Genomic DNA, 25,192 nt, shown 5'->3' with positions numbered 1-25,192 from the left:
CTGCGCAACGGGATCCTCAACGCAGCACACCTTCCTTGGCGAGCTCGTCCATGACGTACCGAACGGCCTTCTCTGCAATGTCGACGATTTCGTCGATCTCGCTTTCTGTCGTCACGAGCGGCGGTGCGAATCCAAGAATGTCTCCGTGCGGCATGGCACGCGCGATCAGGCCGCGCTCGCGGGCGGCTGCCGAGATCCGCGCCCCCACTTTGTGTGCAGGATCGAACCGCTTGCGTACGGATCGGTCCGGCACGAACTCCACGGCGCCCAGCATGCCGACACCGCGCACTTCGCCAACGATCGGCAGTTGTCCGAATGCCTCCTTCAGCCGCGCTTGGAAATATGCGCCGACCGTCCGCGCCTTTCCTGCAAGATCTTCCTTCTCCACGATATCGAGCACAGCGTTTGCCGCCGCCGCGCCGATCGGATGACCTGAATAGGTGAACCCGTGGGAGAACGCGCCGACGCGATCGGCACCCTCTTCGAGCACCTTGAAAACCTTCTCGCCGACGATCGCGCCCGACAGCGGGAAGTAAGCCGAAGTCAGGCCCTTCGCGACCGTCACAAGGTCGGGCTCGATGCCGTAGAGGTGCGAGCCGAAAGGTGTCCCAATGCGGCCAAAGCCGGTGATGACCTCATCGGCGATCAGCAGTACATCGTATTTGCGCAGAACAGCCTGTATGGCGGGCCAATAACCCTCGGGCGGTGGCGTGATGCCACCCGTGCCGAGCACGGGCTCTCCGATGAAGGCACCCACCGTCTCGGGGCCTTCACGCAGGATCAATGTCTCGAGCTCCTCGGCGCGGCGCTTGGAGAACTCGGCTTCGCTCTCGCCTTCATGCGCCTCCCAGTAGTGATGCGGCGTGCCCGTATGGAGGATGCCGGACACCGGCAGATCCATGTGGTCATGATAGAAGCTCATGCCCGTGAGCGAGCCCGAGATCACGCTGCAGCCGTGATAGCCGCGATGGCGCGAGATGATCTTCTTCTTTTTGGGCTGGCCGCGCAGGTTGTTGTAATACCAGACGAGCTTCACCTGCGTTTCGTTGGCGTCCGATCCGGACAGGCCATAGAAGACCTTGCTCATCTTTCCCGGCGCCATACGCACCAGCCGGTCTGAGAGGATGGCGAGCTCGTCCGTCGTATGGGCGGCATAGGAGTGGTAGTAGGCAAGTCGATAGGCCTGACGCGAGATCGCTTCCGCGACCTCGGTTCTTCCGTAGCCGATGTTCACGCAGTAGAGGCCGGCGAAGCCATCGATGTACTCGCGCCCGGTGGCATCCTTGATACGAATGCCTTTGCCCGTCTCGACGATCGTAGGATCGCCGAGCTTGCCGGTGGCAAAGTCCTTGAGCTGCGTGAAGGGATGAAGAACGCTTGCCTTGTCGAGCGCGGCGATCTTGGCCGTATTCATGGACATCAGGGAACTTCCTCGGCCGACTAAGCGGCAGCCATCTGTGAGGTCAGGAGGTCGGTGACGAGCATGTGGCTCGCCTTGTGCGTCATGCAGAACGGCAGCTTGGCATTCATGAGCACGACGTGAGGCGTCACGCCGCACGCCCAGAACAAGGGCGCCTCGCCCTCGGGCACAGGTACGACATCGCCCCAGTCGGGTGCATTGAGATCGGCGATGCCGATCGCTGTCGGATCGCCCTTGTGAATGGGGCCGCCGTGCAGCAGGGGGTAACGCGAGGTGATGGCGTCCGCACGCTCGGCATCGGCCGGCGTGAACGAGCGCATGGATACGACCAGCTTGCCGAAGAACGGGCCGACCGGCGTCGTATCGATCGAGCTCAGATAGACCGGACAGCTCACGCCGGCATCGATATGGTGCAGCGGCACGCCGCCGGCGATGAGGTTCTCCTCGAACGAGAACGAGCAACCGAACACGAAGGTCACGAGATCGTCCTGCCAAAGGCTCGTGATGTCGTGCACTTCGTTCTCGAGAGCGCCGTTGCGATACACATTGTACATCGGCAGATCTGTGCGGATATCGATATCCGCCCCGAGCGCCGGCAGCATCGGGTCACCGATCTTGGACTTCGCGATGATCGGGCAGGGGCGATCGTTCGCGTTGCAGAATTCCTCGAAGTCTCCTGCGTAGGCTGCCGGCACGATGGCAACGTTGCCTTGCACGATGCCAGGCGTCAGGCCGGACGTCTGCTGCCGCCAAGTGCCGCTCCGAATGCTCGCACGCACGTCGCGCGCCCGCGTCCGCTGGCGCTCGGGATTGTCGTTTCTCTGAAGCATGATCCTTCTCCCGGTCAGACATGCAACGCTGATCTACGCGCGGCCGCGGTGGCTTCCTCATCGACGATCCAACGCCTGTCGTCGATGACCACGCCGTAGTCCTTCTTCGCCGCGGCGACGCTGACATACCCAGCTTTCACATCGGCCAAGACCTGCTCCGGCGCGCGCTCGAATGGCGGACCGAACCCACCACCTCCCGGCATCTCCAGCGTGAAGACCGTATCGGGTGGAAGCACGACGCTCAGCTTCGGCTGAACTTTCACGCCATTGTTCGTCGAGAGATGTCCCACGGCCCCATCGTGCCCGCCGGCAATACCGGGAGCCGGATGCTTGGCGCGATCGTAGAGTCCCGAGAAGAGATATGGCTCGTCCGTGAGGACCTCGACCTCCATGGTCTGGCCCAGACCACCGCGACTTGTGCCGGCGCCTCCGGAATCCGTGCGCAGCTCGCGTCGGCGCACGACGACAGGCGCGAGCGCCTCGATCACTTCGGCAGGTACGCCCGCGATGCCGCTCGGATAGGCTGTTGCCGACAGTCCGTCCTTGCCGTGCAGCGCGCCCGCGCCGCCCGCCGAGAACCAGGTGAAAGAGAAGTGCTTGCCGCTCGCGCGATCGACACCGGCAAGGTGCGTATCCCAGAGCGCATCGAAGCCCGGTGCAATGACATTCTCCGGCAGAGCGCCGGCAAGCGCGCCCATGACTGCAGAAGGTAGGAAATGGCCGACGAGGTGGCGGCCGCCGACGGGCGCCGGATAGCTGCAGTTGAGCAGGCCGCCTTCGGGCGCAACGACCTTGACCGGACGGAAGCTCCCTTCGTTGTTCGGCACGTCGGGAGAGATGGCGCACTTGATGCCATACGTCGTATAGGCGCGCGTATAGTTGAGCGTGACGTTGATGCCGATGGGGACCGGGCCGGAAGATCCGGCATAGTCGACCGTCAGCTCATCACCAGCCACGTTGATCTTCGCTGCAATCACGATCGGCTCGTCGAAGCCATCGACGGTCATCGAGTAGCTGTACTCGCCATCGGGCAGTGCACGTATGCGTTCACGCATGGCGCGTTCGGAACGATCGACGATCTCGTCGGACAAGGCCTCGATATCATCGAGACCGAATTCATCCAGAAACGACAGGAGCTGGCGCGCGCCCACCTCGTTGCCGATGATCTGGGAGTGGATATCGCCGAGCACTTCCTCGGGCGTGCGCACATTGGCCGCAAGCAGCTCCAGAATGGGTGATACGAGCTTGCCCTCTTCGCGCAGCTTCATCACCGGAATGAAGAGACCTTCCTCGTAGACCGAGCGCGAGTCGGCCGAGAGGCCGCGTCCGCCGATATCGAGCGCGTGACAGCAGCTCGCAAAGAACGCAACGAGGCGACCGTTCTTGAAGACGGGCGTCGCAATCGTGATGTCATTGAGCTGGGAGGCCGTTTTCCAGGGATCATTGGTGACCAGCACATCGCCAGGTTTCAGGTCCTCGATCGGGAAGCGGTCGAGAAAATGAATCATCCCCGTCGCCATGGAATTGATGTGGCCGGGCGTTCCCGTGACGGCCTGCGCCACCATGCGCCCGCGCCTATCGAAGACGCCTGCGGAAAGATCGCCCGCCTCGCGGACGATCGATGTGAACGACGAGCGGATCAGTGCGGCTGCCTGCTCGTTCACCGTCGAGATCAGTCGGCTCCAGAGGACATCGAGCGTAATCTGGTCAATAGACATGCTTGAGACTCCGAGGCGGGGGCGATCAGCTCTTGTTCTCGAGATCGACACTCAAGGTTCCGATCTCGTCGACGGAGATGAGCCCCGGCCCATTGATCACGACCGTGGACTCGCGCTCTTCGATAACGGCGGGCCCGGACAGCTTCGTCCCCGCGCCGATCTTGTAGCGATCATAGACCGGGACCTCCCCGAAGTGCCGCGCATCGGCGAGGTAGATCTGGCGCGTACCCTTCAGTGCAGCCTTGGCATCCGTTCCTGACGCCGGAATCTTGGGGAGCTTGAGCTCCGGGCGAGGTCCGAGCGCCACCAAGCGCCAAGACACCGTATCCACCGATGCGTTCGGCACAGTGTGACCGTAGAGATCGCGATAGTGCTCCTCGAAGCTCTGACGGAGCGTCGGAATGCTTGCGGCGGCGAGCTTCCCGCCCGCGAATGGCACGCGGATCTCGTAACCCTGCTTGCGATAGCGCATGTCGGCAAAGCGGCGGAATGTGATCTTGTCGACAGGCACGGTGCGGCTCAGGATCTCGCGCGCCTCCGCCTCCATCTGCTCGTAGAGCGCATTGACCGCATCCAGATCGAGGTTATCGAGCGGCCCTGGCAAAGAACGCACGAAGTCGAACGCGAGCGGCGCTGTGAGCAGGCCGATGGCCGACAGGACGCCGGCGCCAACCGGATAAAGCACCTTCGGACTGCGCAGGATCCGCGCGACGCCATAAGCATGAACGGGGCCCGCGCCCCCGAAGGCAAAAATGGGAAACTTCTGGACGTCCTTGCCGCGTTCGATGGCGTGAATGCGCGCAGCAGACGCCATGCTCTCGTTGGCGAGCTGATGCACACCCCATGCGGCTTCGGTTACCTCGAGATTGAGCGGCTTGCCGATCCTCTCCACCAGGGCGCGCCGCGCACCGTCGGCATCCAACGACATCTTGCCGCCGAGGAAGAACTTCGGATCGAGATAGCCGAGAACGAGATCCGCATCCGTCACGGTCGGCTCGGTACCGCCCAGTCCATAGCTGACGGGCCCTGGCTTCGAGCCCGCGCTTCTGGGACCGACCTGCAGGCGGCGAAGAGCATCCACTTGCGCGATCGAGCCGCCGCCTGTCCCGATCTCGATCATCTCGATGGCGGGGATCTTCACCGGCAGGCCGCTACCCTTCTTGAACTGATACTGCCGGTCGACCTCGAATTCCGGCGCAATGAGCGGCTCGCCATCGGCGATCACGCAAGCCTTGGCGGTGGTTCCTCCCATGTCGAACGATAAAAGGTTCGGGTGGCCGAGAAGCTGGCCGAAGTAGGCGGCTGCCTGTGCGCCGGCTGCGGGTCCGGACTCGACGAGGCGGATCGGATATCGGCGCGCCGCTTCGATCTCGCTGACCCCACCATTGGACTGCATGATGAAGAGCGCGCACTCGATCCCCAGCTCGTCACGAATGCGCCGGCTGAGCTGCTTCAAGTACCGCTCGGCAATACCTTTCACGTAAACATTGGCGAGCGTCGTCGATGTACGGTCGTACTCGCGGATCTCCGGCACGAGCTCCGACGAAATGGTCACTGCAACCGACGGAAGCTCGCGCGCGAGAAGCTCGGCGACACGCTGCTCGTGCGCAGGACACACGTATGAGTGAATGAGACAGACGCCGACGGCTTCGATCTTTTCAGCTTTGAGTTGCTCGATGATCGACAGGATATCGGCGTCATCAGGTGCCTTTCGCACGCTGCCGTCGGCCAGCACGCGCTCGTCGAGCTCGAAGCGCAGATGACGCGCCGCCAACGGGCGCGGGCGCTCCATGCGCAGATCGTACATGTCGTAGCGATGCTCGCGGGCGATCTCGATGGCATCGCGAAAGCCAAGCGTTGTTATGAGTGCCGTTCGCGCGCCCTTGCGCTCGATAAGTGCATTGGTGAACAGGGTCGTGGCGTGTGCGGCGTAGGAGATATCGCCAGGCGGCACGCCGGAAGAAGCCAGCGCCTCCGAAATGCCGACGACCACGGCCTCGTCGGGATTGTCAGGGGTCGTCAGGACCTTGCCGATTTCGAAAGTGGAGCCATCCTCGGACAGGATCACGATATCCGTGAATGTACCGCCGATATCTGAACCAACGCGGCTGACCATTCGAAGGCTCTCCGTGGCTTTGCATTCATTTTTTGCAAGTTACGCTTTCATATTTTGAAATGTCAACTCGTCTGAGGTAACTTGCCTGGGACGACGATCATCACACGAGGATCCGACGTCGATGAAGTCGGAAATATGCCGATGAGCCGCAGCACGGCCAAAAGCGACACGAAGGATATTGCCAGCTCGCTGCCGCTCTGGCGCGCGTTCGGCGTGATCGAGCTCGTCGCCATGTCGAGCGGCGGGCTGACGGCCTCGGAGGTCGCGCATCACATGAACCTGCCGCTCGTGACGGCTTACCGGCTACTGCAGCGGCTCAGCGAACTCGGCGTCCTCGAGGGTGAGGGCCGCGGCGCAAAATACATCGTCGGGGCGCGCCTCGGACGCATTGCCCAAACGATCGCCGGCAGCGGATCCATTGTCGACAGAACGCGGCCGATCGCGCAAGAGATCGCGGATGAGTTCGGCATGGTCGCCTACATCGCGGGTCTATTCGAGTTCGAGGCCTACATCCTGGCGGTGCAGTCGCCTCGCACCGCAAAGGCCCCGACCGTCCATCCCGGCCGCCACTTCAAGATCCATGCTTTGGCCGGCGGAAAGGCCCTCCTCGCCTATCAGCCAAGCTGGATACTTCGGCAGCTCCTGGCCAAGCCGCTCGAACGCTTTACGGCGCGCACCATTACCGACCCGGACGCTTTCATCGCACATTTGAAGGACATCCGACGCCTGGGTTACGCGCTGTCCGCCGGGGAGAGTGAAGCGGGCTTGTGGGGCATTGCCTGCCCGGTCCACGAGGGAAGTGGAGCGGTCTCGTACTCTGTGGGCTTGATTGCCTATGAGAAGGCGATCGACGGCACGGCCGCATTCGCAAAGCGCGCTGCCAAGCGGCTCAAGCGCGCGGCCGCCGAAATCGCAAATGTTGTCACCAACGCTCCCATCCTGCCCGACAAGCAGATGCTGTGGCCCCCACTGCAGAGCGTGCCCGGCGACGGGTGATGGCTGGATGCCGAAGCGGCGTCAGTCGCTTCTCAGGCGAACCTCCGGGCGAAGGCCACGAACACGACGACGAGTCCGGTCGCCGCGATCATGGTCCAGGCAACCGGCTCGCCGAGTAGCAGGCCGGCGAGAGCCAGGCCGAAGAACGGCTGGAGCAATTGCAGTTGGCCGACGGCTGCGATGCCACCGAGCGCCAGCCCCCGGTACCAGAACACGAAGCCGACCAGCATGCTGAAGACCGACACATAAGCGAGGCTGAGCCAGGCAGGAACGCCGATGCCCTGCCATGACGTGGGCAGCGTCATGATCGTCAGCAGCGACATCAGCGGTGCGGCGAGGACCAGTGCCCACGAGATGACCTGCCAGCCCCCGAGCCGCCGGGAGAGCACCGCCCCGTCCGCATAGCCAAGGCCGCAGAGAATAATGGCGGCGATCATCAGAAGATCGCCGATCAGCGCGCCCGATCCATCGCTGGAGAACGCAAAGGCGGCGACGGTGGCGCTCCCCAGACATGCAAACAGCCAGAAGACCGGCCTCGGCCGCTCGCCGCCGCGCAGGACGCCGAAGACGGCAGTCGCGAGCGGCAGCAGGCCGATGAAGACGATTGAGCGGGCGGACGTGATGTGTTGAAGGGCCAGGGCCGTCAGCAGCGGAAAACCGATGACGACGCCGAGGGCCACGATCGCCAGAGAGGCGAGGTCGCGCTGTTCGGGGCGCGGCTGGCGCAACAGCACGAGCAGGGCCGCCGCGAGGAGCGCAGCGATGATGGCTCGTGCGGACGTCAGGAACAGCGGGGAGAACCCGGCCACGGCGACGCGCGTCGCCGGCAGAGATCCGCTGAAAATGATCACGCCCAGGAGGCCGCTGCCCCAAGCTCCGATCGATGCCTTGAGCTCGTCCATGGCTCCTCGCTTTTTCGGCGCGAGAATAGGCGGCTCCTGATAGCCATGGGAGCTACAGATCAGTACAATATCGTCAAACTGTATGCCTGAAGAAAGCCATACGCTTTGAGCAAGCCCGAAGTCGAGGAGATGACGCGAACCGCCGGCGTGATGCGGGCGATCCGCGCCAAAGTGGCGAGCCGCGCGCTCACGGCCGGCGACCGCCTGCCGTCGATCCGCAGCTTCGCGGCGACTATGCGCGTCTCGCCCTCGACCGTGGTGGAGGCCTATGACCGCCTGGTGGCCGAGGGCCTGGTCCGGGCCCGGCGCGGCTCCGGCTTCTACGTGTCTTCCACTGCTCTTCCGCCGCTGTCTCTGGCCGACGACCGGCCGCCGATGGATCGCGCCGTCGATCCGCTCTGGGTTTCCCGCCAATCGCTCGACACCGACGCGACGATGCCGAAGCCGGGCTGCGGCTGGTTGCCGGCCGACTGGATGCCGGTCGATGCTCTACGCCGCGCGATGCGCGCCCTCGCGCGGGCTGAGCCCGCCGTGCTCGCCGACTATGGTGCGACGCGCGGCTCGCTCGCGCTCCGGCGTCTCCTGATGGGGCGCTTTGCCGAGGACGGGCTCGACGTGTCCGCCGATCAACTTTTGCTGACGGCTTCCGGCACGCAGGCCATCGACCTCATCTGCCGCTTTCTGCTTCGCCCCGGCGATACGGTCGTGGTGGACGATCCCTGCTATTTCAACTTTCGGGCGTTGCTGCGCGCGCATCAGGTGAAGATCGTCGGTGTGCCCTACACCGCTTCGGGACCGGACATCGATCGCTTCGAAGCCGTCCTCGCCGCCGAGCGGCCACGCCTCTACATCACCAACTCGGCGCTGCATAATCCGACCGGTGCAACGCTGTCGGCCCGCGCTGCGCATCGTTTGCTGACGGCCGCCGCCACTCACGACCTGACGATCGTCGAGGACGACATCTTCGCCGATTTCGAGCCCGAGCCCTCGGCGCGGCTGGCCGTCCTCGACGGGCTGAGGCGCGTCATCCGCATTGGCAGCTTTTCCAAGACGCTGTCCGCCTCCCTACGCTGCGGGTACATCGCCGCCCGGCCGGAGTGGATCGCTGATCTCGTCGACCTGCAGGTCGCAACCAGTTTTGGCGGGCCGAGTCCGGTCGCCACCGAGATCATTGCATCCGTTCTCGCCGGCGGCAGCTACCGCAAGCACATGGACGAACTGCGCCGCCGCTTGGCGCGGTCGCGGCGCAACGCCGCCGAGAAGCTTCTGCGTTTGGGTATCGAGCCATGGCTGATGCCGCGCGGCGGCTTCTATTTGTGGTGCCGTCTTCCAGAGGGGCGCGACTCGGCCGACGTGGCGCGGTCGGCGCTCACAGAGAACGTCGTGCTCGCGCCCGGAAATGTCTTTAGTGCTTCGCAGTCCGCGGCTGATTTCATGCGGTTCAATGTGGCGCACTGCGACGACCGGCGGGTGATGCCGGTTCTGCAGCGGGCGCTCGCGCGATAAAGATTTGGTGCCTCCCACCAGGATAAGCGATGCTGACGCCCTTCGACGACGAGATCTGGATTGCCGATGGGCCCGAAGTGGCGGTCGTCGGCTTTCGCTATCCGACGCGCATGGCCATCATCCGGTTGTCCGACGGCGATCTCTTCATTTGGTCACCGGTTGCGCTCACGCAGAGCCTCGGTGCGGCCATCGATGCCCTCGGCCCGGTCCGCCACATCGTCGCTCCCAATTCGCTCCATCACGTGTTCATCCCCGACTGGAAGCGCGCCTACCCACATGCCAAGCTGTACGCGCCCCCCGGCTTGCGGCAGAAGCGCAAGGACATCGCCTTCGATTGCGACCTGGGGCGAGCCGAGGATCACGATTGGTGCGCGGATATCGATCAGGTCGCGATGCACGGCAACCGCATCACGACGGAGATCGTCTTCTTTCACGCCAGAAGCGGGACGGTTCTCTTTACGGATCTTCTCCAGCAGTTTCCCCCGCGCTGGTTCTCCGGCTGGCGGGCCGCGCTCGCCAAGTGGGATCTGATGCTCGAGCCCGAGCCGTCTGTGCCGCGAAAGTTTCGGATTGCGTTCACCGACCGGCGCGCGGCGCGGGCGCCTCTCGCGCGCATTCTCGCGTGGCCGACAAGAAAGGTGCTGATGGCGCATGGAACGCCTGTGACTTGCGACGGCAAGGCGTACCTTGAGCGCGCCTTCGCGTGGCTCGAACGATGATCGAGCCGGTAAGCCGATGCCTGAGCCGAATGGGCGCGGCACGGATCGACGTCTGTCCCGCTCGCGCGAGCGCGGGAGTGGCTCCCGTCAGCGCCCGGGGACTTCGCCAGCCCACATCATGAGGTGCAGCCAGTTCGACCTGACTGGGAACGACAGATCCCGTATACATGGATGGTCGTCTCTCAAGGTTGAGCCCTGATCCGTCCCATGTCCAAGCATCATCGCCTGACGATCGTTCTTGGCGGAGCACGCTCCGGGAAGAGCCGATATGCCGAGTCCATCGTGAGTGAATTGCCTCCGCCGTGGATTTATGTCGCGACGGGAGAGGCGTTGGACGATGAAATGCGCGAGCGCATCGCTCATCATCGCAGCCGACGAGATGATCGATGGCAGACTGTGGATGCGCCCCGCGATCTGCCGGAAGTGCTGCAAAGTCTCGAGCACTTGCGCCGTCCGATCTTGGTTGACTGCCTTACTCTCTGGCTCAGCAACTGTCTGCTCGCCGACCTCGATTTGGATGCGGCAAGCGATCGGCTCATAGTGGCCCTCGAGAAGGCGCCAGGGCCGCTCGTGGTGGTTTCGAACGAAGTCGGCTTCGGCATCGTGCCCGAGACACCTCTCGGGCGGCGCTTTCGAGATGAGCAAGGGCGGTTGAACCAACGCGTGGCACAGATCGCAGATCGCGCCGCGCTGGTGGTCGCGGGATTGCCCCTTCTTCTGAAATAGCTGGGGCCGCCGGCCAAGGCCATCATGGTTCAAGGTATCGCATCTGGAGGAGCGCCTCGATATAGGGGCTCTCCTGCAAATCGCGCGCATCGCCGCGATCAGGTGCTGAACAACATCGCCAGGGCCGCGATTACACCTGCCTGTAGCAAGCAGGCGAGCCGATAGACGCTGAGTGCGCGACGAATATCGGCGGCCTGCGCTTCGGCGCGACCATCACCCATCCAGTGATCCTCCACCTTCACGCCCGCGTACACACGCGGCCCCGCGAGCTTTAGGCCGAGCGCGCCTGCCATCGCAGACTCGGGCCAACCTGCGTTTGGTGAGCGATGAGCCGAGGCATCCCTGAGCACAGCCTTGAGTGAAGCCGGACCGCTCGTATCGCGCAGAAGGCAAGCTGCAAGCACGATCCAAAACGCCGAGAGACGCGAAGCAGGAAGATTGATCAGATCATCAAGGCGCGCGGCGGCCCATCCAAAGGCGCGATAGCGCTCGCTCTTGTGCCCGATCATGCTGTCGGCGGTGTTGACTGCCTTGTACAGCGCCGCCCCGGGCAATCCTCCCAGGACAACCCAGAAAGTGGGAGCGACAATGCCATCGGAGAAGTTCTCCGAAAGGCTCTCGATCGCCGCGCGGCTCACGGCGTGTGTGTCGAGCGAAGCAGGGTCCCGCCCGACGATCATCGAGACGGCTTTACGGGCATCATCGAGGCCGTGCTGCTCCAGAGCCACGGCGACTGCTGCGACGTGATCATGGAGGCTGCGCTGTGCGATCAGCGAGCTCGCCAGCAGAGCCAGCAGGATGAGATTGACTGGCCATGCGATGGCGTTGCCGACGGCAAGCACGCAAGCCATGCTCGCAACGAATACGACGGCTAGGCAAAGGGCGAGCGTCACGACGCCCCAGAGGCGCCTTGTGGCAAATGCATCCTGCGTATTGTTCCAGCGGGTATCGCACCATGCTATCAAATGGCCGACCCAACTGACGGGATGGCCGATCCGCCGGTACAGCGATTGCGGGTATCCGACCGCAGCTTCCAAAATGAGAGACGTGAGGGCGAGCGTGAAAAACATGGCTGTCTATCCTGTGCCCGGACGGGCGCGCCGGAGCTAGCATGTCTCGCGCGTCGCCGGAACCGGTCCCGCATGGCGGCGATCTCGATAGTGCCCGCGCCCGCTGGCCTCATGCGCAGGAACCCTGGATCGACCTGTCGACAGGCATCAATCCCATTCCCTATCCATTGCCTGACATGTCGCCCATGTGCTGGTCACGCCTCCCGTTCGCTTCCGAGGAGCTGGCGTTGAGGGCGGCGGCGGCGCACCGCTATGGCGCGGGCGATCCTGGCATGATCGTTTCCGCGCCGGGCACTCAAGCGCTCATCCAGATCCTGCCGCGGCTCGTAGATCGGAGTGATGTTGCCGTGCTCGCGCCGACTTATGCCGAGCACGCCGTTGCATGGCGCCGTGAGGGGCACGACGTCCGCGAGGTGCCGGACCTCAGCTCCATTCGCCGAGCGCGCGTCGTCGTGCTGGTCAATCCCAATAATCCTACGGGTCGGCTTATTCCGCGGCCCTTGCTCCACGCGCTTGCGCGCGAACTCGACTCCCGTGGCGGCCTCCTTGTCGTCGATGAAGCCTTCGCGGACGTCCTGCCTGCTGAAGCGAGCCTCGTTGCCGACATTCCGAACGCGACAATCGTCCTCCGCTCGTTCGGAAAAATGTACGGCCTGGCAGGCCTGCGCCTTGGCTTCGCGATCTCGCAGCCGCTCATGGCCGTTCGCCTGCGCGACTATCTCGGGCCATGGGCCGTCTCGGGACCTGCGCTCCACATCGGTACAGTGGCGCTCGCCGATGACCAATGGCTCAAGGTCGCGGTTCGCCGTTTGCAGGAGGACCAACGTCGCCTCGACGCTCTGCTTTTAGCCTGCGGATGCGCACTCATTGGCGGCACGTTGCTGTTCCGGCTGTTCGAGCATCAGGCTGCTGCAGAGTTGGCTGCTACCCTCGGGCAGCACGGCATTCACGTGCGGCAGTTCCACGGACACCCGACGTGGCTTCGGTTCGGTCTCCCGGCGGACGAACACGCATGGCGGCGTCTGGAAGATGCCCTGCATACTATAAGGGCCACGTAGACCGCACACAGGCCTTGCCGCGGCATGATTGTTGTGCGTGAGATGCACTATGACGACATCTGCTGCACTCCCTCCACGCTCGCGCCACTCTCCCTGTATCGGTGTCTGCAAGCTGGACGAGGCGACCGGCCTCTGCCTCGGCTGTGCTCGCTCCGGCGCTGAGATTGCCTCCTGGAGCTCTCTGGATGAGCAGGGCCGCGACGCGATCTGGCAGAAGCTGCCCGAGCGCGTGGCGTCGCTCGCGCTGCGCGTTCGGCTCATGCCTTGGACTGGCAGCGAAATCATCGAGTGGACTGCACGCACCATCATTGATCGGCAGGGGACATGGGTCACGGGAATGCCCGGCGCGATTGCAGAATTCCCCTGCGAGCCCGGCCGGGACCTGACTGTTCATATCGGCGCTGAGGAGCTCATTGGCCGCGCCGATGACGCACTCTTTCGGCTGCGTGCATCCGATCGGTTGAGGGCATTCGCTTTCGAGCAAGGTGGTCCGATCGTGATCGGATTTTCTCGCGCGCGTGCCAACGATGCGCCGCTGAGCCAGTTTACGCCGCTCGGGCCGGATCAGAATGCGATCGATGCACGGCACAACCGTGAGCTGCTGTTCGATTTCGGCCTCGGTCGCCGCTTCAGCCGTTTCTGCATCCGAACGGGCAACGCAGAACTGTTCATGCGGCTAAATCAGCTTGCTGGGCTGCCGTGGGGGGACGTCTTCAGCAAGGCGGGTGCGGCAATCCTCGCCGAAAGCCCGGCGCGCGTAGTGGAGTCGCAGCTTGCACGGATAGAGGTATTCTCGCCTATCCCGCCGCCTGGCGGGAAATCGCCAGCCGGGGCGCACACGCATTTTCTGCCGCAGTTCCTCGCATCGGGGGAAGAGCTTCCAAGCGCACTGGCGCTGCCGGACTACGCAGCGCCAGTCGCAATATTCTATCCAGGCCCGCCGCCGGCCTAGCCGTGTGATCAGCCGGCGGCGACGAGCCGGGCTTCCACGGTGTTCGGCCGTACAAGGCCAACCATCGATGCCAGCCAGTGAAGTGCCAGGAGCGCGATGAAGGCGATCGCATTGACGGTCGCCACGTAGCTCACGACCGCATAGCTGAATGCGCCGGAGCTGCTCGGCAGCACAAACGCGGCCGCGTAGAGCCCGAGCTGATAGCCGACGAAGGCGATCAGGAAGGCGGCGCCGACGGTCGCCAGTGCGTTCACTGGTGCGAGCGCCGTGACGAGTGCGCGCGCGGCCAGGAAGCCAATGACTGCCGCTGTCAGGATGGCAATTCCCCATCCATATGCCTGAAGCTCGTGCGGATAGCCGAGGAAGCCGAAGCCGACAATCTGGTTGGCCAGCCACACAACGGCGATCAGCAGGAGACCATCCCGTCGGTTGCTGTCGAGAGCAGCCAACGCGCCCAGAGCTGCGAAGGGCGTTGCGCAGGCATACACGCCACTCATCACCACGCTCGCCGCCGTCAGCAGACCGATCCAGAGCAGGCGCCGCTCCATGCCAAGTTCCCGCTGAGCCATGTCTATATCCATCTCCATTGGTCGCGCGAGTGGATGCGAGCGGGCATGTGCCCGATCGCATATTTACAGGGTTTTTGATGCTGCAAGCACAACTCCGACCAGAAGCAGAGTTTCGGTCACCTCGACGCTGGCACCCAGGCAATCGCCCGTGATGCCACCGAGGCGCATTCGCCAGTACAGGCTCAGCGCCGGGACAACGATCAGCGCCGAAAGCAGGACCGGGGCCAGCCAGATGCTGAGCACCGCAAGCCCAATCCCCTGTGCGATCGTGCTGAGTTGGCTGATGCGCCACGAGAACCGCTCGCCCGTTCCGCTCGCCAAAGGCGGCACGGTGGAGCTCCATACGAGCGTCCCCCAGCGAGCCCATGCCGGCACGAGTACGAGAGCGACGAGCGTTGACGAATGCGAGATCTCGGCCAGCAGTACGAGCTTTGCCATGAGCAGCAGGACGATTGCGATGGCGCCGAACGCACCAATGTGCGGGTCACGCAGAACCTCGAGAAAGCGCTCCGGGGTGCGGTGTGCTGCTGCAAGCGCATCGGCGACGTCACCTAGTCCGTCGATATGCAGAGCGCCAGTGATCCAGACCCAGATGACGAGGCCCACGAGCGCGCCAAGCCACTGTGTGCCATGGCTTCCTGCCCACACGCCGGCAGCCACGCACCCGCCGATCAGCAGTCCTACCAGCGGAAACCAATCAGCCGAGCGCGATAGATCTTCAGCGCGAAAGTCCTCGACTTGTGGCGTCGGCAGGCGCGTCAGGAACTGCAGGGCAAGTGTGAGGCCGCGCACGTTCATGGCTGGGCAACCTCTATGATTTCACCCCATGTAGAGCCGTTTGCGGCACGTCCCAGGGCGAGCGTAACGCGCGTTCCGTAGTCGATCCGAAAGGCCCAGGTCCGCTCGAAGGCGATATCGCAGGCGATCGAGATCGCCGCTCGGATCGGTCCTCCATGAGTAGCGACGAGAATACGATCCGACGCCGGCGCTTCAGCCAATGCGGTGAGAGCCCGCCGAATGCGCAGCCGCAGATCCGAGCCGCTCTCCCCATCCGGCGCGCTGCCTGCATCCGAGGATCGGTAGAGTGCGTCGAGCTGCTCGGCAATACGAGCATCCGTGCGCAGTTCCAATATCGAACGGCCATCCCAGGCGCCGAAGTCCATCTCTGCCCAGTCCCCGTCAATCGCGATGGGCAGCTCGAGGAGCGCGGCGAGCTTTTCTGCGGGCTCGCGTGCACGACGCAGTGGCGAAGTCCTGATTGAGGCCCACGTTCGATTGGCTGTCTGCCGCTCGAACTGGTCCCACCCGCGTGTCGACAACGCGGTGTCAGTCCGACCGAGAAGCAAGCCTCGCTCTTCTACTTCACCATGTCGGATAAGATCAATGAGCGGCATCACATGGCATCCGATACACTCGCTTCCTCGAATGTCGCCATCTGATTGTGAAGCGCGCAGGCTAGTCGAATGACAGGTAACACGAGCGCGGCTCCCGATCCTTCGCCCAATCTCATTTTGAGATCGAGAAGAGGCTCCGCACCGAGGGCGGACAATACGTGCTGATGTCCGGTTTCCGATGAGCGATGCGAAAACAGGAGCCATGGCCGACAACTCGGATTCAGCCGAACGGCCAGCAGAGCAGCAACGGAGACGATGAAGCCGTCGACGAGCACGGGTACATTCGCCTGCGCAGAAGCGATGAGCGCCCCCGTCAGCGCCGCGATCTCAAATCCACCGACGCGCACCAGCACGTCAAGTGGATCAGCGTTTCCTTCCAGCAAGCCATGACGTCTCACGGCCCGCGCCACCACGTCGGCCTTGTGGCGGATGCCCACATCGTCGAGACCGGTGCCCGCTCCGGTCAATGCGGAAGGCGGCAGCGCAAGCAGGGCTGCAGCAATGGCTGTTGCCGACGTCGTATTGCCGATACCCATCTCGCCAAGGATGAGAATATCGGCACCTGCCGTCGCGGCGCGCTCGACAGCACGGCGACCGCTGGCAAGTGATGCGGCCACCTCCTCCGCCGTCATTGCTGCTTCAAGAGAGAAGTCGCGCGTGCCGCAGCGCGGCTTGTCCGTCGTTACGCCGGTGATCGGCTCAGGGGCGCGAGTTCCGACGTCTACGACCTCGAGCGGGGCGCCGATCTCGCGCGCGAGCACAGATATGGCCGCGCCACCTCTGACGAAATTGCGAAGCATCTCCACCGTTACGGCGGCGGGATAAGCCGAGACGCCTTGCGCCGTGACGCCATGATCGCCGGCAAAAATTACAATGCGCACACGATCGGCGCTCGGGCGCTCGGTTGATTGCAGAGCGGCCAGATTGATGGCCAGCTTTTCAAGAAGCCCCAGAGCGCCGCGCGGTTTCGTCAATTGGTTCTGGCGAGCTTCGGCGATGGCTGCATGTTCGGCTGACGGGCCAAGGCAAGGCAGGTGAATCCAATCATCCATAGTCGCGCTCAGCTCTCACTGGAAATGAAACGGCATGCTGAACTGTCGCTGCCGCAAAGACGCTCCCGCGGGCGGTGCCGGAAAAGGCGCGGCACTGCGTACAGCCGCCAAGACGCTTCGATCAAGGTTCGGATCGCCCGACGAGCGTGAAATGCTCGCGAACGAGAGCCCCCCCGACAGGGATACGCCGAACGTAACGTACACAGTGCCCCGCTGTCCCTGTCCGGGAGGTCGACGCGATGCCACACGAGCGCGGACGATCGCGGCGTAGTTGATAGCCGCGCCTGCGCTGGCAGAGGCACGGGAAGGATTGGCCTTCGAGGTTCGTGTCGCGCGCGACGGATCGCCCCCCTTGCGTGACGGCGTACTAGCTGCCTGTTTGCTTTGCGCTGTTTTTTCCTTCGCGTCTTTTTGCGGTGGCGGCTTATGAGGCGGCTTCACAGCAGCGGGACTGTCATCTTCGCGGCTCTCCTTCGGTTGGAGCTGTTCGGGCAAGTCAGGGGGATTGGCCGGCGCTTCCTCTCCGCTTGGCACGACCTTCTCCAGCGCCTCATCGAGCTTCGCTGTGACTTGCTCTCGCGCTGCAGCCTGCTCGGAGGCCTTAGGCACTTCATCGAGCGGTTCCGCCTCGTGAGGGACTGCCGCGCGTACTGGCTCTGTCTCTTGCGAAGGCTTAGGATCGGCCTCCTCGGCAGCCTCGTTTGCCGGATCGGCCGCTGCGGGTGTGATCTTGTCTGATTGTTGCTTAGCCGGCGCCTCATGCGCGCTCCCGGCCTGGACGTCAGGAGCGCTTGTTGTCGCTGACGTCGTAGTCAACGGTGCGAGTTCCATGGCCTCGATGACATCACTCGCGATGATCTCCACCGTGATGGCGTCTGTGGGGACGGAGATGGCGCCGGGCTTGGGCTCGAACCAGACGAGCATCGCCGCGGCAGCTCCGACATGCAGTGCCAGAGAGCTGGCGAAGCTTACACACTTGAACACTGCGCGCAGCAGGCCGCCTTCTTCTGTGGAAGGCGGAATGACAGGTCGTAAATCGTCCTGCGCCCCGGCGAGCGATTGCCCACCTGGTTGAACAGCTAGAACGACTGCGTCCCAGTCGCGCGACATCGTCATGCGGTCCGATTCAATTCCAAAGACGGCGCAAGTGAAACGCACATTGACCGGCGGATCGAGGGATCCACCGGTCAAATCCACCTGCAGATGGCCCTTCAGACCATCTTAGTTGTTCGGCAACGCAAACTGAATACCGCCGTAAACCGAGAGCCCAGGCGTGTTGTAGCCGAAAACCGTTTGATACTTCTCATCCAACAGGTTCTCGCCGCGAATATAGGCCTTCACGCCTGGGCTGAACTCGTAAGCGAGCTTGGCATTGACCAACAAGTAGTCGTCGAGTTCCCTGGCGCCGTCGACCGTGCCGGCAACATATTTGACGAGGACATTGGCTTCGACCTTGTCCATCGGCTTGAGATTGAGCCCCACGGCAAGCGCATGCCGCGGCACGCGTGAAAGCCGGGCGCCATCAGCTCTTTCTGTATCGGTGTAGGTATAGCCGGCCGTCACCGTAATGCCGGACGAGATTTTTGCGCCCCCCGAGAGTTCAACGCCCTGGCGATGGGTTATGCCGGGTGCATTGTACAGGCAGATCACACCGGGAGGTCCGCAGGTCGGCCTGTACGTGATGAGATTGAGGGTATCGATCTCGAAGTAGGTGGCCCCAACTTTGAAACGCCCATTGAGGAAGCCCTGCTCGACGCCAGCATCCCAGCTCTCGCTTTCCTCAGGGAGAAGATTGGGGTTCCCGTACTCGGGCGCAAAACTGTATGATCCGTACAACTCATCAAGGCTCGGGGCACGGAAGCCGGTGCCCATGCTGCCTCGGAACTTGGTTTCCGTGCCTGGGACGAGATAGGCGCCGGTCAGGCGATAAGTGTTGAAGTTTCCGAAAGCACTGTGCTCGTCGATGCGCCCACCGGCCGTGAGAACGAGACCCGCGATCGGCTCGAGCATGAGCTGGGCATACACGCCACTCACATCGGCTGTGTTCCGGCCCGCCGTGTTCTCGGTCCTCGCACCCGTCCGCTCCCAGTCAGCGCCCGCGAGGAGCGAGAGGGATTCGTTGAAGCGCAGAACACCCTTGTACTCGCCCTTGACCCGATCCCCCTCGAACCAACCATGCGAGAAACCTCCAGCAAACGCATCCCATTCATACCTATCCCGCTCGATGCGCATGCCCTGAATGGCCAGTGTGTTGGTGAAGGCGCCGTCGAGCAGTTTGAACTCGGTGCCAACGCGCCCAGCGTGCTGGGTGACCGTCCCGTAGTTATTTGCATCGCCAAACGTGTAGGGTGGTACAGATAGGAAGCCGTCGTATTCGTATCGCGCGCGCATGGAGCGAGCCGCGAAGAAAATTTTGGCGCTCGGCGACAAGTAGTACTCGCCGCGACCGGAGAATGTCAGGTTCTTGTAGCCGTCGTCCTCCCGGCCTACGGCTGCGGACGAAAAGCCGTCCGTACTCACCCCCTGCACCGTGAGTGATATGTTGCTGCCATCGGCAGCCAAGTAACCGGCGGTATAGGCGCCGCGCCATGTATTGTAAGCGCCATACTCTGCGCCACCACTCTGCGAGAAGCCGAGCTTGCGTGCAGCTTTCGTCTCAATGGTGATGACACCGCCGACGGCGTCGCCGCCATAGAGGCCGCTTTGTGAGCCCTTCAGGACCTCGATGCGCGCGACGTCCCCAACGAGCAGATGCTCGAAGTGTGCAGCAGTCACGGTGTTCGATGGGTCGCTGATATCGATGCCGTCGACCAGGACCTTGACATAGCCGCCCGTGGTCCCGCGAAGGCTGATTGTGGAAGTCCCACCGGGACCGCCGGCCTGCGAGAAATTTACGCCGGGCAGCGTCTCGATGTAGTCCTTAACGTAGGTCTGTGCTCGCGCCTTGATCTCTTCTTCGGTAATCACCTCGACCGATGAGCCGACCTTGGCCGCGTCGGTAGGCGTCCGGTTAGCCGAGTAGATCACGATCCCTTCGAGGGGAGTGACATCTTGGGCGTTGGCCGAAGATGCTGGCAAAAACGCGCAGGCCACCGCAAGAGCAACAACTGATACGCTAGACGCCCGCGCAGCAGCGCAGACACGATACTTGCCTCTCATTTTCCCCCTACCCCCGTCGCCAATGATGACGGAAGCAACGGCGCTCATAGGCCCAGAATCTCCTGCAGCAAAAAGGCGACCGCTCGGGCGCGCTAAGGGCACGCCTTCTATGCGGGCTCGCTCTTACGAGCAGAAGGATCTCAACATGTCAGAGTGAGATGAAGACCCCGGGCATTGCTGACGTCGCTCCCAATCGGTTGCACATCAGTCGCCACTACGGGTAACCGTTCCACCGCGCGGCCCGCACGGAGGATGGGCGACTCGTGCCGGTCGGTCTCCTGGCTCGCGGCTCTAGCGTTGCTCTCCAGCCTTCCCGATCATTGTTGCCAACGATCAGTGGCATCTTTGGAGTCAACTCGCCGCTTACAGTTGCGGGCGCAGCCTCGGTTTCGACGTTGCAGGCGTCTCACCGTGTTCCCTGTCAGTCACATGCCTTACGCGCATGTGACTTCACCGTCACGTTCACCAATGCGCCTCAAGTCACGCCCACTGTCAACCTGAAAGCACTCAGCCTTCATCGGGGTCTACGCCGAGATACAAAATAGTCACATGCCTCAAGACGAAGAGGTATCGGGGGAGGCAGTCCCTGTCAGCTCCCCGCCATCCCGAAACCACCGCTCCAGCCAATTTTTGAGCGCAGGCGACAAGCTCGCGCACACGGAGTGCCGAGCCGCGCCTCGGCGCCTGCACAGGAGATCGCAATGGGCTTGCTTCGCGGCGTGCTCACGATGATGGTGCTCTGAGTTTTGGCTCGGATTGCCAGAGACTACGAGTGCTAGGCACAAGCCTGTAGAGAACAAAGATCATCGCGGCGTTGGATCACTTCGAGGTGGCACTTCCTTTCCGACTTACATGCAAGCCTCCGCTATTGGTGGCATCGTTTAGCGAGCCACAGCAGATGCTGAGCTGGTCCATAACGCGACCGGGCTTTCAGAAAGCGCGCGATGTGGCTTGGCTCCAGGTGCGCAATTGCGATTTGCCCGAGGGAGTAGATCCCATCGCATACGTGAAGCGCCGCATTGGGGAGTACGATCTCACGGACGCGCTCGCCCTCATGACTTCGCGCGACGTGCGTCGTCATCAAATTGAGCAGTCGCTCATCGAAGGAGTAGTAGCTACGTGCCTGACGACGGTCGGGCTTTCGAATGGTGAGCGTGTCGGCGGGAGATGTGCTGAGCCTGTGCGGCTCCCTGGGACAATAAATACGATGCTTCATCTGTCCTTGCCGCTATCGGAAGCGGCCATGCTGGAGACGCTCTCGATTGTCGTGCAGGCGCGGACGGCGGCTGTCCTCGACTCTGGTGCGCGGCGGGGAGGCGTCGCCGTAACAGGAACCGGAACCGATTGCGTGGTCATCGTTGCGCCACCGGGCATCGACGGTGCGCCCTATGCGGGGCTGCATACGGCGATCGGTGAGGCTGCAGGAGCGGCTACCTATCAGGCAACCAGCCGGGGTATTCGTACTTGGATGTCAGACTTCGAAGCGCTGACATCAGCGAAGCTCGCCTAGGGACCGGCATCCAGCTTGCGATCCAGCTTCTGTGGTCGGCGCGACAGTGGAGCGCGACGGCTTTGATGGCGAGCTTCCGCAATATTTGACAGCGCGGGATCACTCTCATAGCCTGCTGGTAGCGGTGCAAGCCGCTTCCGGACCCGCGGGAAGGGCAGAGCCCACTTGCAGCGAAAAGCTGACAAATTCCAACCTTTGTGCAGCCGTATTGCGGGTCGTCGGCGTCAGATGCACGGAGGTTCTCATGAAGTCGCTTCCCCGCCGGCCCGACATCGATCAGTTGAAGCGCCAGGCGAAAGAGTTGCTGGCCGAATATAGGCGCGGCAATCCAGAAGCTACGGAACGCTTCCGCAAATCGTTGCCGGCAGCAGTTGGCCGCGATGATCAGGCGATCGCGCAATTGCGTTTGCGGCTGCATGATGCGCAGTCGTGCATTGCGCGCGAATACGGATTTGCTTCCTGGGTCGATCTCAGCAGCTTCGTCGACGCGACCCGCCTCCAAGCATCCGAGCCAGCGGTGCTCGAGGCTGTGTTCGCGCGCTTGGTTTATGCCGGCGACATCACGGGCGGCACGAACCGCGCTCGGCCGAGTGCCGCGGCTCGACTGCTTGCCGACAATCCGAGCCTCATCGCGCAGAATCCATGGCTCGCGTGTACTGCCGGAGATGTCGCCGTGGTCCGGCGCCAGATCGATGTGGACCCGTCGTGGATCAATCGGCCGGGGGGCCCGCTCAATCTGCCGCCTCTTGTTGCCGCGACGCATTCGAGCCTGCTGCGCCGGGCGGAATACAGGGATCGATTGCATGAGACCATCGACTTGCTGCTCGAGAAGGGTGCAGATCCCAATCAGGCCGTGGGTAGCCGTTGGTCGCCTGCGTCGCTGAATGCGCCGTCGCAAGACCACAAGCTCACAGCACTTTACGGTGCGGCTGGACAGAACCACGATCCGGATCTGACCCGTGTCCTGCTCGCGGCGGGTGCCGATCCAAACGACGGGGAGTCGCTTTATCATTCGCTGGAAGCGCCGGCCTGTACGCGCCTCCTCCTGGAGGCTGGCGCGATCGTCAGCGGCACAAACGCGCTCTTGCGCGCCCTGGACCTCGATGACATCGACACGTTCCGACTGCTGCTGTCGCACGCACGTGGTGCCAGGGAGCTGAGCGAAGGGCGGCTGCTTCTGTGGGCGATCAGGCGGCGACGATCGCCGGCACACATCGAGGCATTGCTCGCGGCCGGCGTGGATCCGTCAGTCAAAACTCGGGACGGTGTCAGCGCGTATACGCAAGCTCTGCGTTACGGGTTGTCGGACGTTGCCGATGTTCTGCACAACGCAGGTGCGATGGAGGACGTGTCGGATGAAGATCTTTTCGTGGCCGCGTGCGCGCGCGGCGATGCCGACGCGGCCCGACATATCAAGGCGCGGCGGCCCGATCTTCCACTGGCGCTGAATGAGGCGCAACTGCAGCTCCTTCCCGAGTTGGCGGCCGCCGGTTGCGCCGAGCCGGTCCGGGTGATGATCGAGCTCGGCTGGCCTGTTGCTGTTCGTGGTGGCGATTGGAGTGCCAGCGCCTTGAACCATGCGGTGTTTCGCGGCGATGGCGCGCTCGCGCGCTTCCTGCTCGAGCACGGTGCGTCGTGGACTGAGGAGCATGGCTTCGGAGACAATGCGTGCGGCACCTTGAGCTGGGCCTCGCTCAACCAGCCGGTCGAGGGTGGCGACTGGTTGGCCTGCGCCGACGCTCTCGTCAGCCACGGGATGCCGACCGCACACCGGGATCCCGACGATCCCGCGAGCGTCATCATCAATGGCAGACGCAAGCAGTTCTCCGATGAGGTGACCGCCTTCCTGCTTGGGGAAGATGCTGAGCCTCCGCGCTAGCACCTCGATACGCGGAACGAAAGTCCGCTGCTCGGCGTGCCAACCCGGGCCTGGATACATCGCCGGACTATAAAGTCGGGTCGGTTCTGACAGCGTTCGGCTGTGCGGCCGTCAGCGAGTTCAGCGCATTTCAAACAGCTCCTGATGAAAATCGGCGGCCGAGAAGCCATGCCTGGCAAAATCCTGGCGCAGAGCTTCGCCGAATCTGGGCGGACCGCAGAACCAGATGCTCGCCGAGTGCCAGTCCGGCACGGCTGCTCGGATGCGCTCGCCGCTCAGCAGTCCGTTTTTCGCATCGACGAGGACGTGCAGCTCCACGTTTGCGGCCTTTGCATCGACCGTGAGCTTGTCGATGGCATCCTGCTGGAAATCGGCCGTTGGATGGAACAGAACGACCTTCTGCGCCCGTGGTGCGCGGGCCAGATGCTTCATGCGGGCGATGAAAGGCGTGATGCCGATACCGGCTCCGATCCAGATCTGCAGAGGATGCTCACCGCGAAAATTGAAACAGCCATAGGGGCCTTCCACCGTCACGGGCAGGCCAGCTTTCACGTAGTCCTTCAGCCGGCTGGTGTGATCGCCAAGCTCCTTGGTGATGAAGACGATGCGCCGTTCGCTAGGATTCCAAGCGGACGCGATGGTGTAAGGATGCGCGCTCTCATCCTTCCTGGACGTGACGAACGCAAACTGACCGGGCGCATGACCGGACCATGATCCATCGAGCAGCCGAACGGATGTCTCGAGCACGCGCAAGCCCGGATAGTGGATGATCGTTTCGACTTCCCCGTCCGTCTTGCGTCCAAAGCCTATGAGACCGAGCAGGGACGCTAGTGCCGCCACTGTGCCGGCGAGCAGAAAGGCGGCGATCGCCCAGCCGATCGGCTCCGCCCAGTATTCGAACTTCACAAGGACGGCGGCGTGGTAGACGAAAACGAGATACGTCGCCGCCAGCCATTTATGGGTTTTGGCAAACAGGTGGTACGGAAACCGCTTCCACAGGGCCAGAGCGATCAGCACCACTGCCGCATAGAACGCCCACTCGCCGAGAGACTCAGCCAGGCCCCGCTGTGCGCGCAACCAGCTCTCGACAGGACCCAGGGTTGGCATCGCCCCAGCCGGTGGGCCGCGCTCCGGCCTTGCGAGCCAGCCCCAGCCGACCATCCACTTCGTCCCTTGCGCCCACCACCAGTGGATCACGCCGAAGACGAGCGCGGTGACGCCCAGCCACTTGTGCAACCGGTACATCTTGTCGAGCCCATCGAGCTTGGGCTCGATCCATCTCGGGCGAAGAGCGAGCAGCAGCGCGATGCTCATGGCGACGATCGCGATGATGCCCGTGTACTGCACCACGACGGCTCGAAACGAGAAGTAGGTGAACGGTTGAGGCGCGACCGTATCCGCCAGCAACCACAGAACCGTAAGCGCGAGGAGGAGCGCGATGAACGTCAGCTTGATATTTTTCACGATGTCACGGGCTTGGCTTGCGGTTCCGATCGATTTGAAGAATGCCAAGTCCAATGACTGCTGAGATTGCGCAGGATCAAGGAATGCGCCCGCACGTCGTTCGGAGCGATCTTGCCGCGCCGGCTCCCAACCGAAGCGGCCGCGCTCTATTG

21 protein-coding genes and 1 riboswitch are annotated in these 25,192 nt (G+C 63.1%); of the genes, 8 read left to right on the top strand and 13 right to left on the bottom strand.

The window, feature by feature from the left end; genetic code table 11:
• Positions 1–16: 16 nt before the first annotated feature.
• Genes CS1BSM3_RS24880 through CS1BSM3_RS24865 form a run of 4 tightly spaced genes read right to left on the bottom strand, consistent with a single transcriptional unit; the run spans position 17 to position 6,084 of the window.
• Positions 17–1,420: an aspartate aminotransferase family protein gene (locus CS1BSM3_RS24880; protein WP_072392373.1), complete on the bottom strand. Its 1,404-nt coding sequence runs from the start codon at positions 1,418–1,420 to the stop codon at positions 17–19.
• Between the two features lie 20 nt (positions 1,421–1,440).
• Entirely contained in the window at positions 1,441–2,250 is an 810-nt protein-coding gene (locus CS1BSM3_RS24875) for a putative hydro-lyase (protein WP_143149344.1), read from the bottom strand.
• 14 nt (positions 2,251–2,264) lie between these two features.
• Entirely contained in the window at positions 2,265–3,968 is a 1,704-nt protein-coding gene (locus CS1BSM3_RS24870; protein ID WP_072392370.1) for a hydantoinase B/oxoprolinase family protein, read from the bottom strand.
• 25 nt (positions 3,969–3,993) lie between these two features.
• Entirely contained in the window at positions 3,994–6,084 is a 2,091-nt protein-coding gene (locus CS1BSM3_RS24865; RefSeq protein ID WP_072392367.1) for a hydantoinase/oxoprolinase family protein, read from the bottom strand.
• A 141-nt stretch (positions 6,085–6,225) separates the two neighbouring features.
• Between CS1BSM3_RS24865 and CS1BSM3_RS24860 the strand changes: the two genes are divergently transcribed.
• A complete protein-coding gene (locus CS1BSM3_RS24860; protein ID WP_174263779.1) occupies positions 6,226–7,080 on the top strand; it encodes an IclR family transcriptional regulator in 855 nt (284 codons plus the stop codon).
• Between the two features lie 32 nt (positions 7,081–7,112).
• Here the strand turns inward: CS1BSM3_RS24860 and CS1BSM3_RS24855 are convergent, their stop codons facing one another.
• Positions 7,113–7,982 (bottom strand): DMT family transporter, encoded by an 870-nt coding sequence (locus tag CS1BSM3_RS24855; RefSeq protein ID WP_072392361.1) that lies wholly within the window; start codon positions 7,980–7,982, stop codon positions 7,113–7,115.
• Between the two features lie 150 nt (positions 7,983–8,132).
• Here CS1BSM3_RS24855 and CS1BSM3_RS24850 point away from each other — a divergent pair, with 150 nt between their 5' ends.
• The 3 genes from CS1BSM3_RS24850 (at position 8,133) to cobU (ending at position 10,933) form a co-directional block, all read left to right on the top strand.
• Entirely contained in the window at positions 8,133–9,488 is a 1,356-nt protein-coding gene (locus tag CS1BSM3_RS24850) for an aminotransferase-like domain-containing protein (protein WP_072394529.1), read from the top strand.
• 29 nt (positions 9,489–9,517) lie between these two features.
• Positions 9,518–10,207: a DUF4336 domain-containing protein gene (locus tag CS1BSM3_RS24845; protein WP_072392358.1), complete on the top strand. Its 690-nt coding sequence runs from the start codon at positions 9,518–9,520 to the stop codon at positions 10,205–10,207.
• A gap of 207 nt (positions 10,208–10,414) precedes the next feature.
• Positions 10,415–10,933 (top strand): bifunctional adenosylcobinamide kinase/adenosylcobinamide-phosphate guanylyltransferase, encoded by a 519-nt coding sequence (gene cobU, locus CS1BSM3_RS24840; RefSeq protein ID WP_072392355.1) that lies wholly within the window; start codon positions 10,415–10,417, stop codon positions 10,931–10,933.
• A gap of 98 nt (positions 10,934–11,031) precedes the next feature.
• On the opposite strand, the gene cbiB is transcribed toward cobU, so the two are convergent.
• Positions 11,032–12,003: an adenosylcobinamide-phosphate synthase CbiB gene (gene cbiB / locus CS1BSM3_RS24835; protein WP_072392352.1), complete on the bottom strand. Its 972-nt coding sequence runs from the start codon at positions 12,001–12,003 to the stop codon at positions 11,032–11,034.
• Between the two features lie 41 nt (positions 12,004–12,044).
• Here cbiB and cobD point away from each other — a divergent pair, with 41 nt between their 5' ends.
• Entirely contained in the window at positions 12,045–13,061 is a 1,017-nt protein-coding gene (gene cobD / locus CS1BSM3_RS24830; RefSeq protein ID WP_072392349.1) for a threonine-phosphate decarboxylase CobD, read from the top strand.
• A 49-nt stretch (positions 13,062–13,110) separates the two neighbouring features.
• On the top strand, positions 13,111–14,013 hold the full coding sequence (locus CS1BSM3_RS24825) for a DUF1289 domain-containing protein (protein WP_072392346.1): 903 nt from the start codon (positions 13,111–13,113) through the stop codon (positions 14,011–14,013).
• 8 nt (positions 14,014–14,021) lie between these two features.
• On the opposite strand, the gene CS1BSM3_RS24820 is transcribed toward CS1BSM3_RS24825, so the two are convergent.
• From CS1BSM3_RS24820 to CS1BSM3_RS24795, 6 genes are all read right to left on the bottom strand, one after another.
• Positions 14,022–14,582, bottom strand: a complete 561-nt coding sequence (locus tag CS1BSM3_RS24820; protein ID WP_143149343.1) for a hypothetical protein — start codon at positions 14,580–14,582, stop codon at positions 14,022–14,024.
• 63 nt (positions 14,583–14,645) lie between these two features.
• On the bottom strand, positions 14,646–15,380 hold the full coding sequence (gene cobS, locus CS1BSM3_RS24815; RefSeq protein WP_072392340.1) for an adenosylcobinamide-GDP ribazoletransferase: 735 nt from the start codon (positions 15,378–15,380) through the stop codon (positions 14,646–14,648).
• The gene (locus tag CS1BSM3_RS24810) at positions 15,377–15,976 is read right to left on the bottom strand and encodes a histidine phosphatase family protein (RefSeq protein ID WP_072392337.1); all 600 of its coding nucleotides are present in this window, start codon (positions 15,974–15,976) and stop codon (positions 15,377–15,379) included. Before CS1BSM3_RS24810 ends, cobS begins: the two co-directional genes overlap by 4 nt.
• Positions 15,976–17,028: a nicotinate-nucleotide--dimethylbenzimidazole phosphoribosyltransferase gene (cobT, locus tag CS1BSM3_RS24805; protein ID WP_072392334.1), complete on the bottom strand. Its 1,053-nt coding sequence runs from the start codon at positions 17,026–17,028 to the stop codon at positions 15,976–15,978. Before cobT ends, CS1BSM3_RS24810 begins: the two co-directional genes overlap by 1 nt.
• 15 nt (positions 17,029–17,043) lie before the next feature.
• The gene (locus CS1BSM3_RS24800) at positions 17,044–18,225 is read right to left on the bottom strand and encodes a cell envelope integrity protein TolA (RefSeq protein ID WP_143149342.1); all 1,182 of its coding nucleotides are present in this window, start codon (positions 18,223–18,225) and stop codon (positions 17,044–17,046) included.
• 24 nt (positions 18,226–18,249) lie between these two features.
• Positions 18,250–20,235 carry a TonB-dependent receptor plug domain-containing protein gene (locus tag CS1BSM3_RS24795; protein ID WP_244540605.1) on the bottom strand — a complete coding sequence of 662 codons (1,986 nt, stop codon included), beginning with the start codon at positions 20,233–20,235 and terminating at the stop codon, positions 18,250–18,252.
• A gap of 202 nt (positions 20,236–20,437) precedes the next feature.
• A riboswitch (cobalamin riboswitch) is annotated at positions 20,438–20,660 on the bottom strand.
• Positions 20,661–21,016: 356 nt separating this feature from the next.
• Between CS1BSM3_RS24795 and CS1BSM3_RS24790 the strand changes: the two genes are divergently transcribed.
• Together CS1BSM3_RS24790 and CS1BSM3_RS24785 are read left to right on the top strand one after the other, a co-directional pair.
• Positions 21,017–21,697: an adenosylcobinamide amidohydrolase gene (locus CS1BSM3_RS24790; RefSeq protein ID WP_072392329.1), complete on the top strand. Its 681-nt coding sequence runs from the start codon at positions 21,017–21,019 to the stop codon at positions 21,695–21,697.
• Between the two features lie 31 nt (positions 21,698–21,728).
• Positions 21,729–23,576 carry an ankyrin repeat domain-containing protein gene (locus tag CS1BSM3_RS24785; RefSeq protein WP_244540603.1) on the top strand — a complete coding sequence of 616 codons (1,848 nt, stop codon included), beginning with the start codon at positions 21,729–21,731 and terminating at the stop codon, positions 23,574–23,576.
• 120 nt (positions 23,577–23,696) lie between these two features.
• On the opposite strand, the gene CS1BSM3_RS24780 is transcribed toward CS1BSM3_RS24785, so the two are convergent.
• Complete coding sequence (locus CS1BSM3_RS24780) at positions 23,697–25,040, bottom strand: ferredoxin reductase family protein (protein ID WP_072394527.1); 1,344 nt, start codon at positions 25,038–25,040, stop codon at positions 23,697–23,699.
• Between the last annotated feature and the right edge of the window lie 152 nt (positions 25,041–25,192).

Origin of the sequence: Hyphomicrobium sp. CS1BSMeth3 (genome assembly GCF_900117415.1) — a bacterium.
GTDB lineage: Bacteria > Pseudomonadota > Alphaproteobacteria > Rhizobiales > Hyphomicrobiaceae.
Note: the sequence above shows the minus strand (reverse complement) of the source record. Positions and strands in the feature narration are given on the sequence as shown.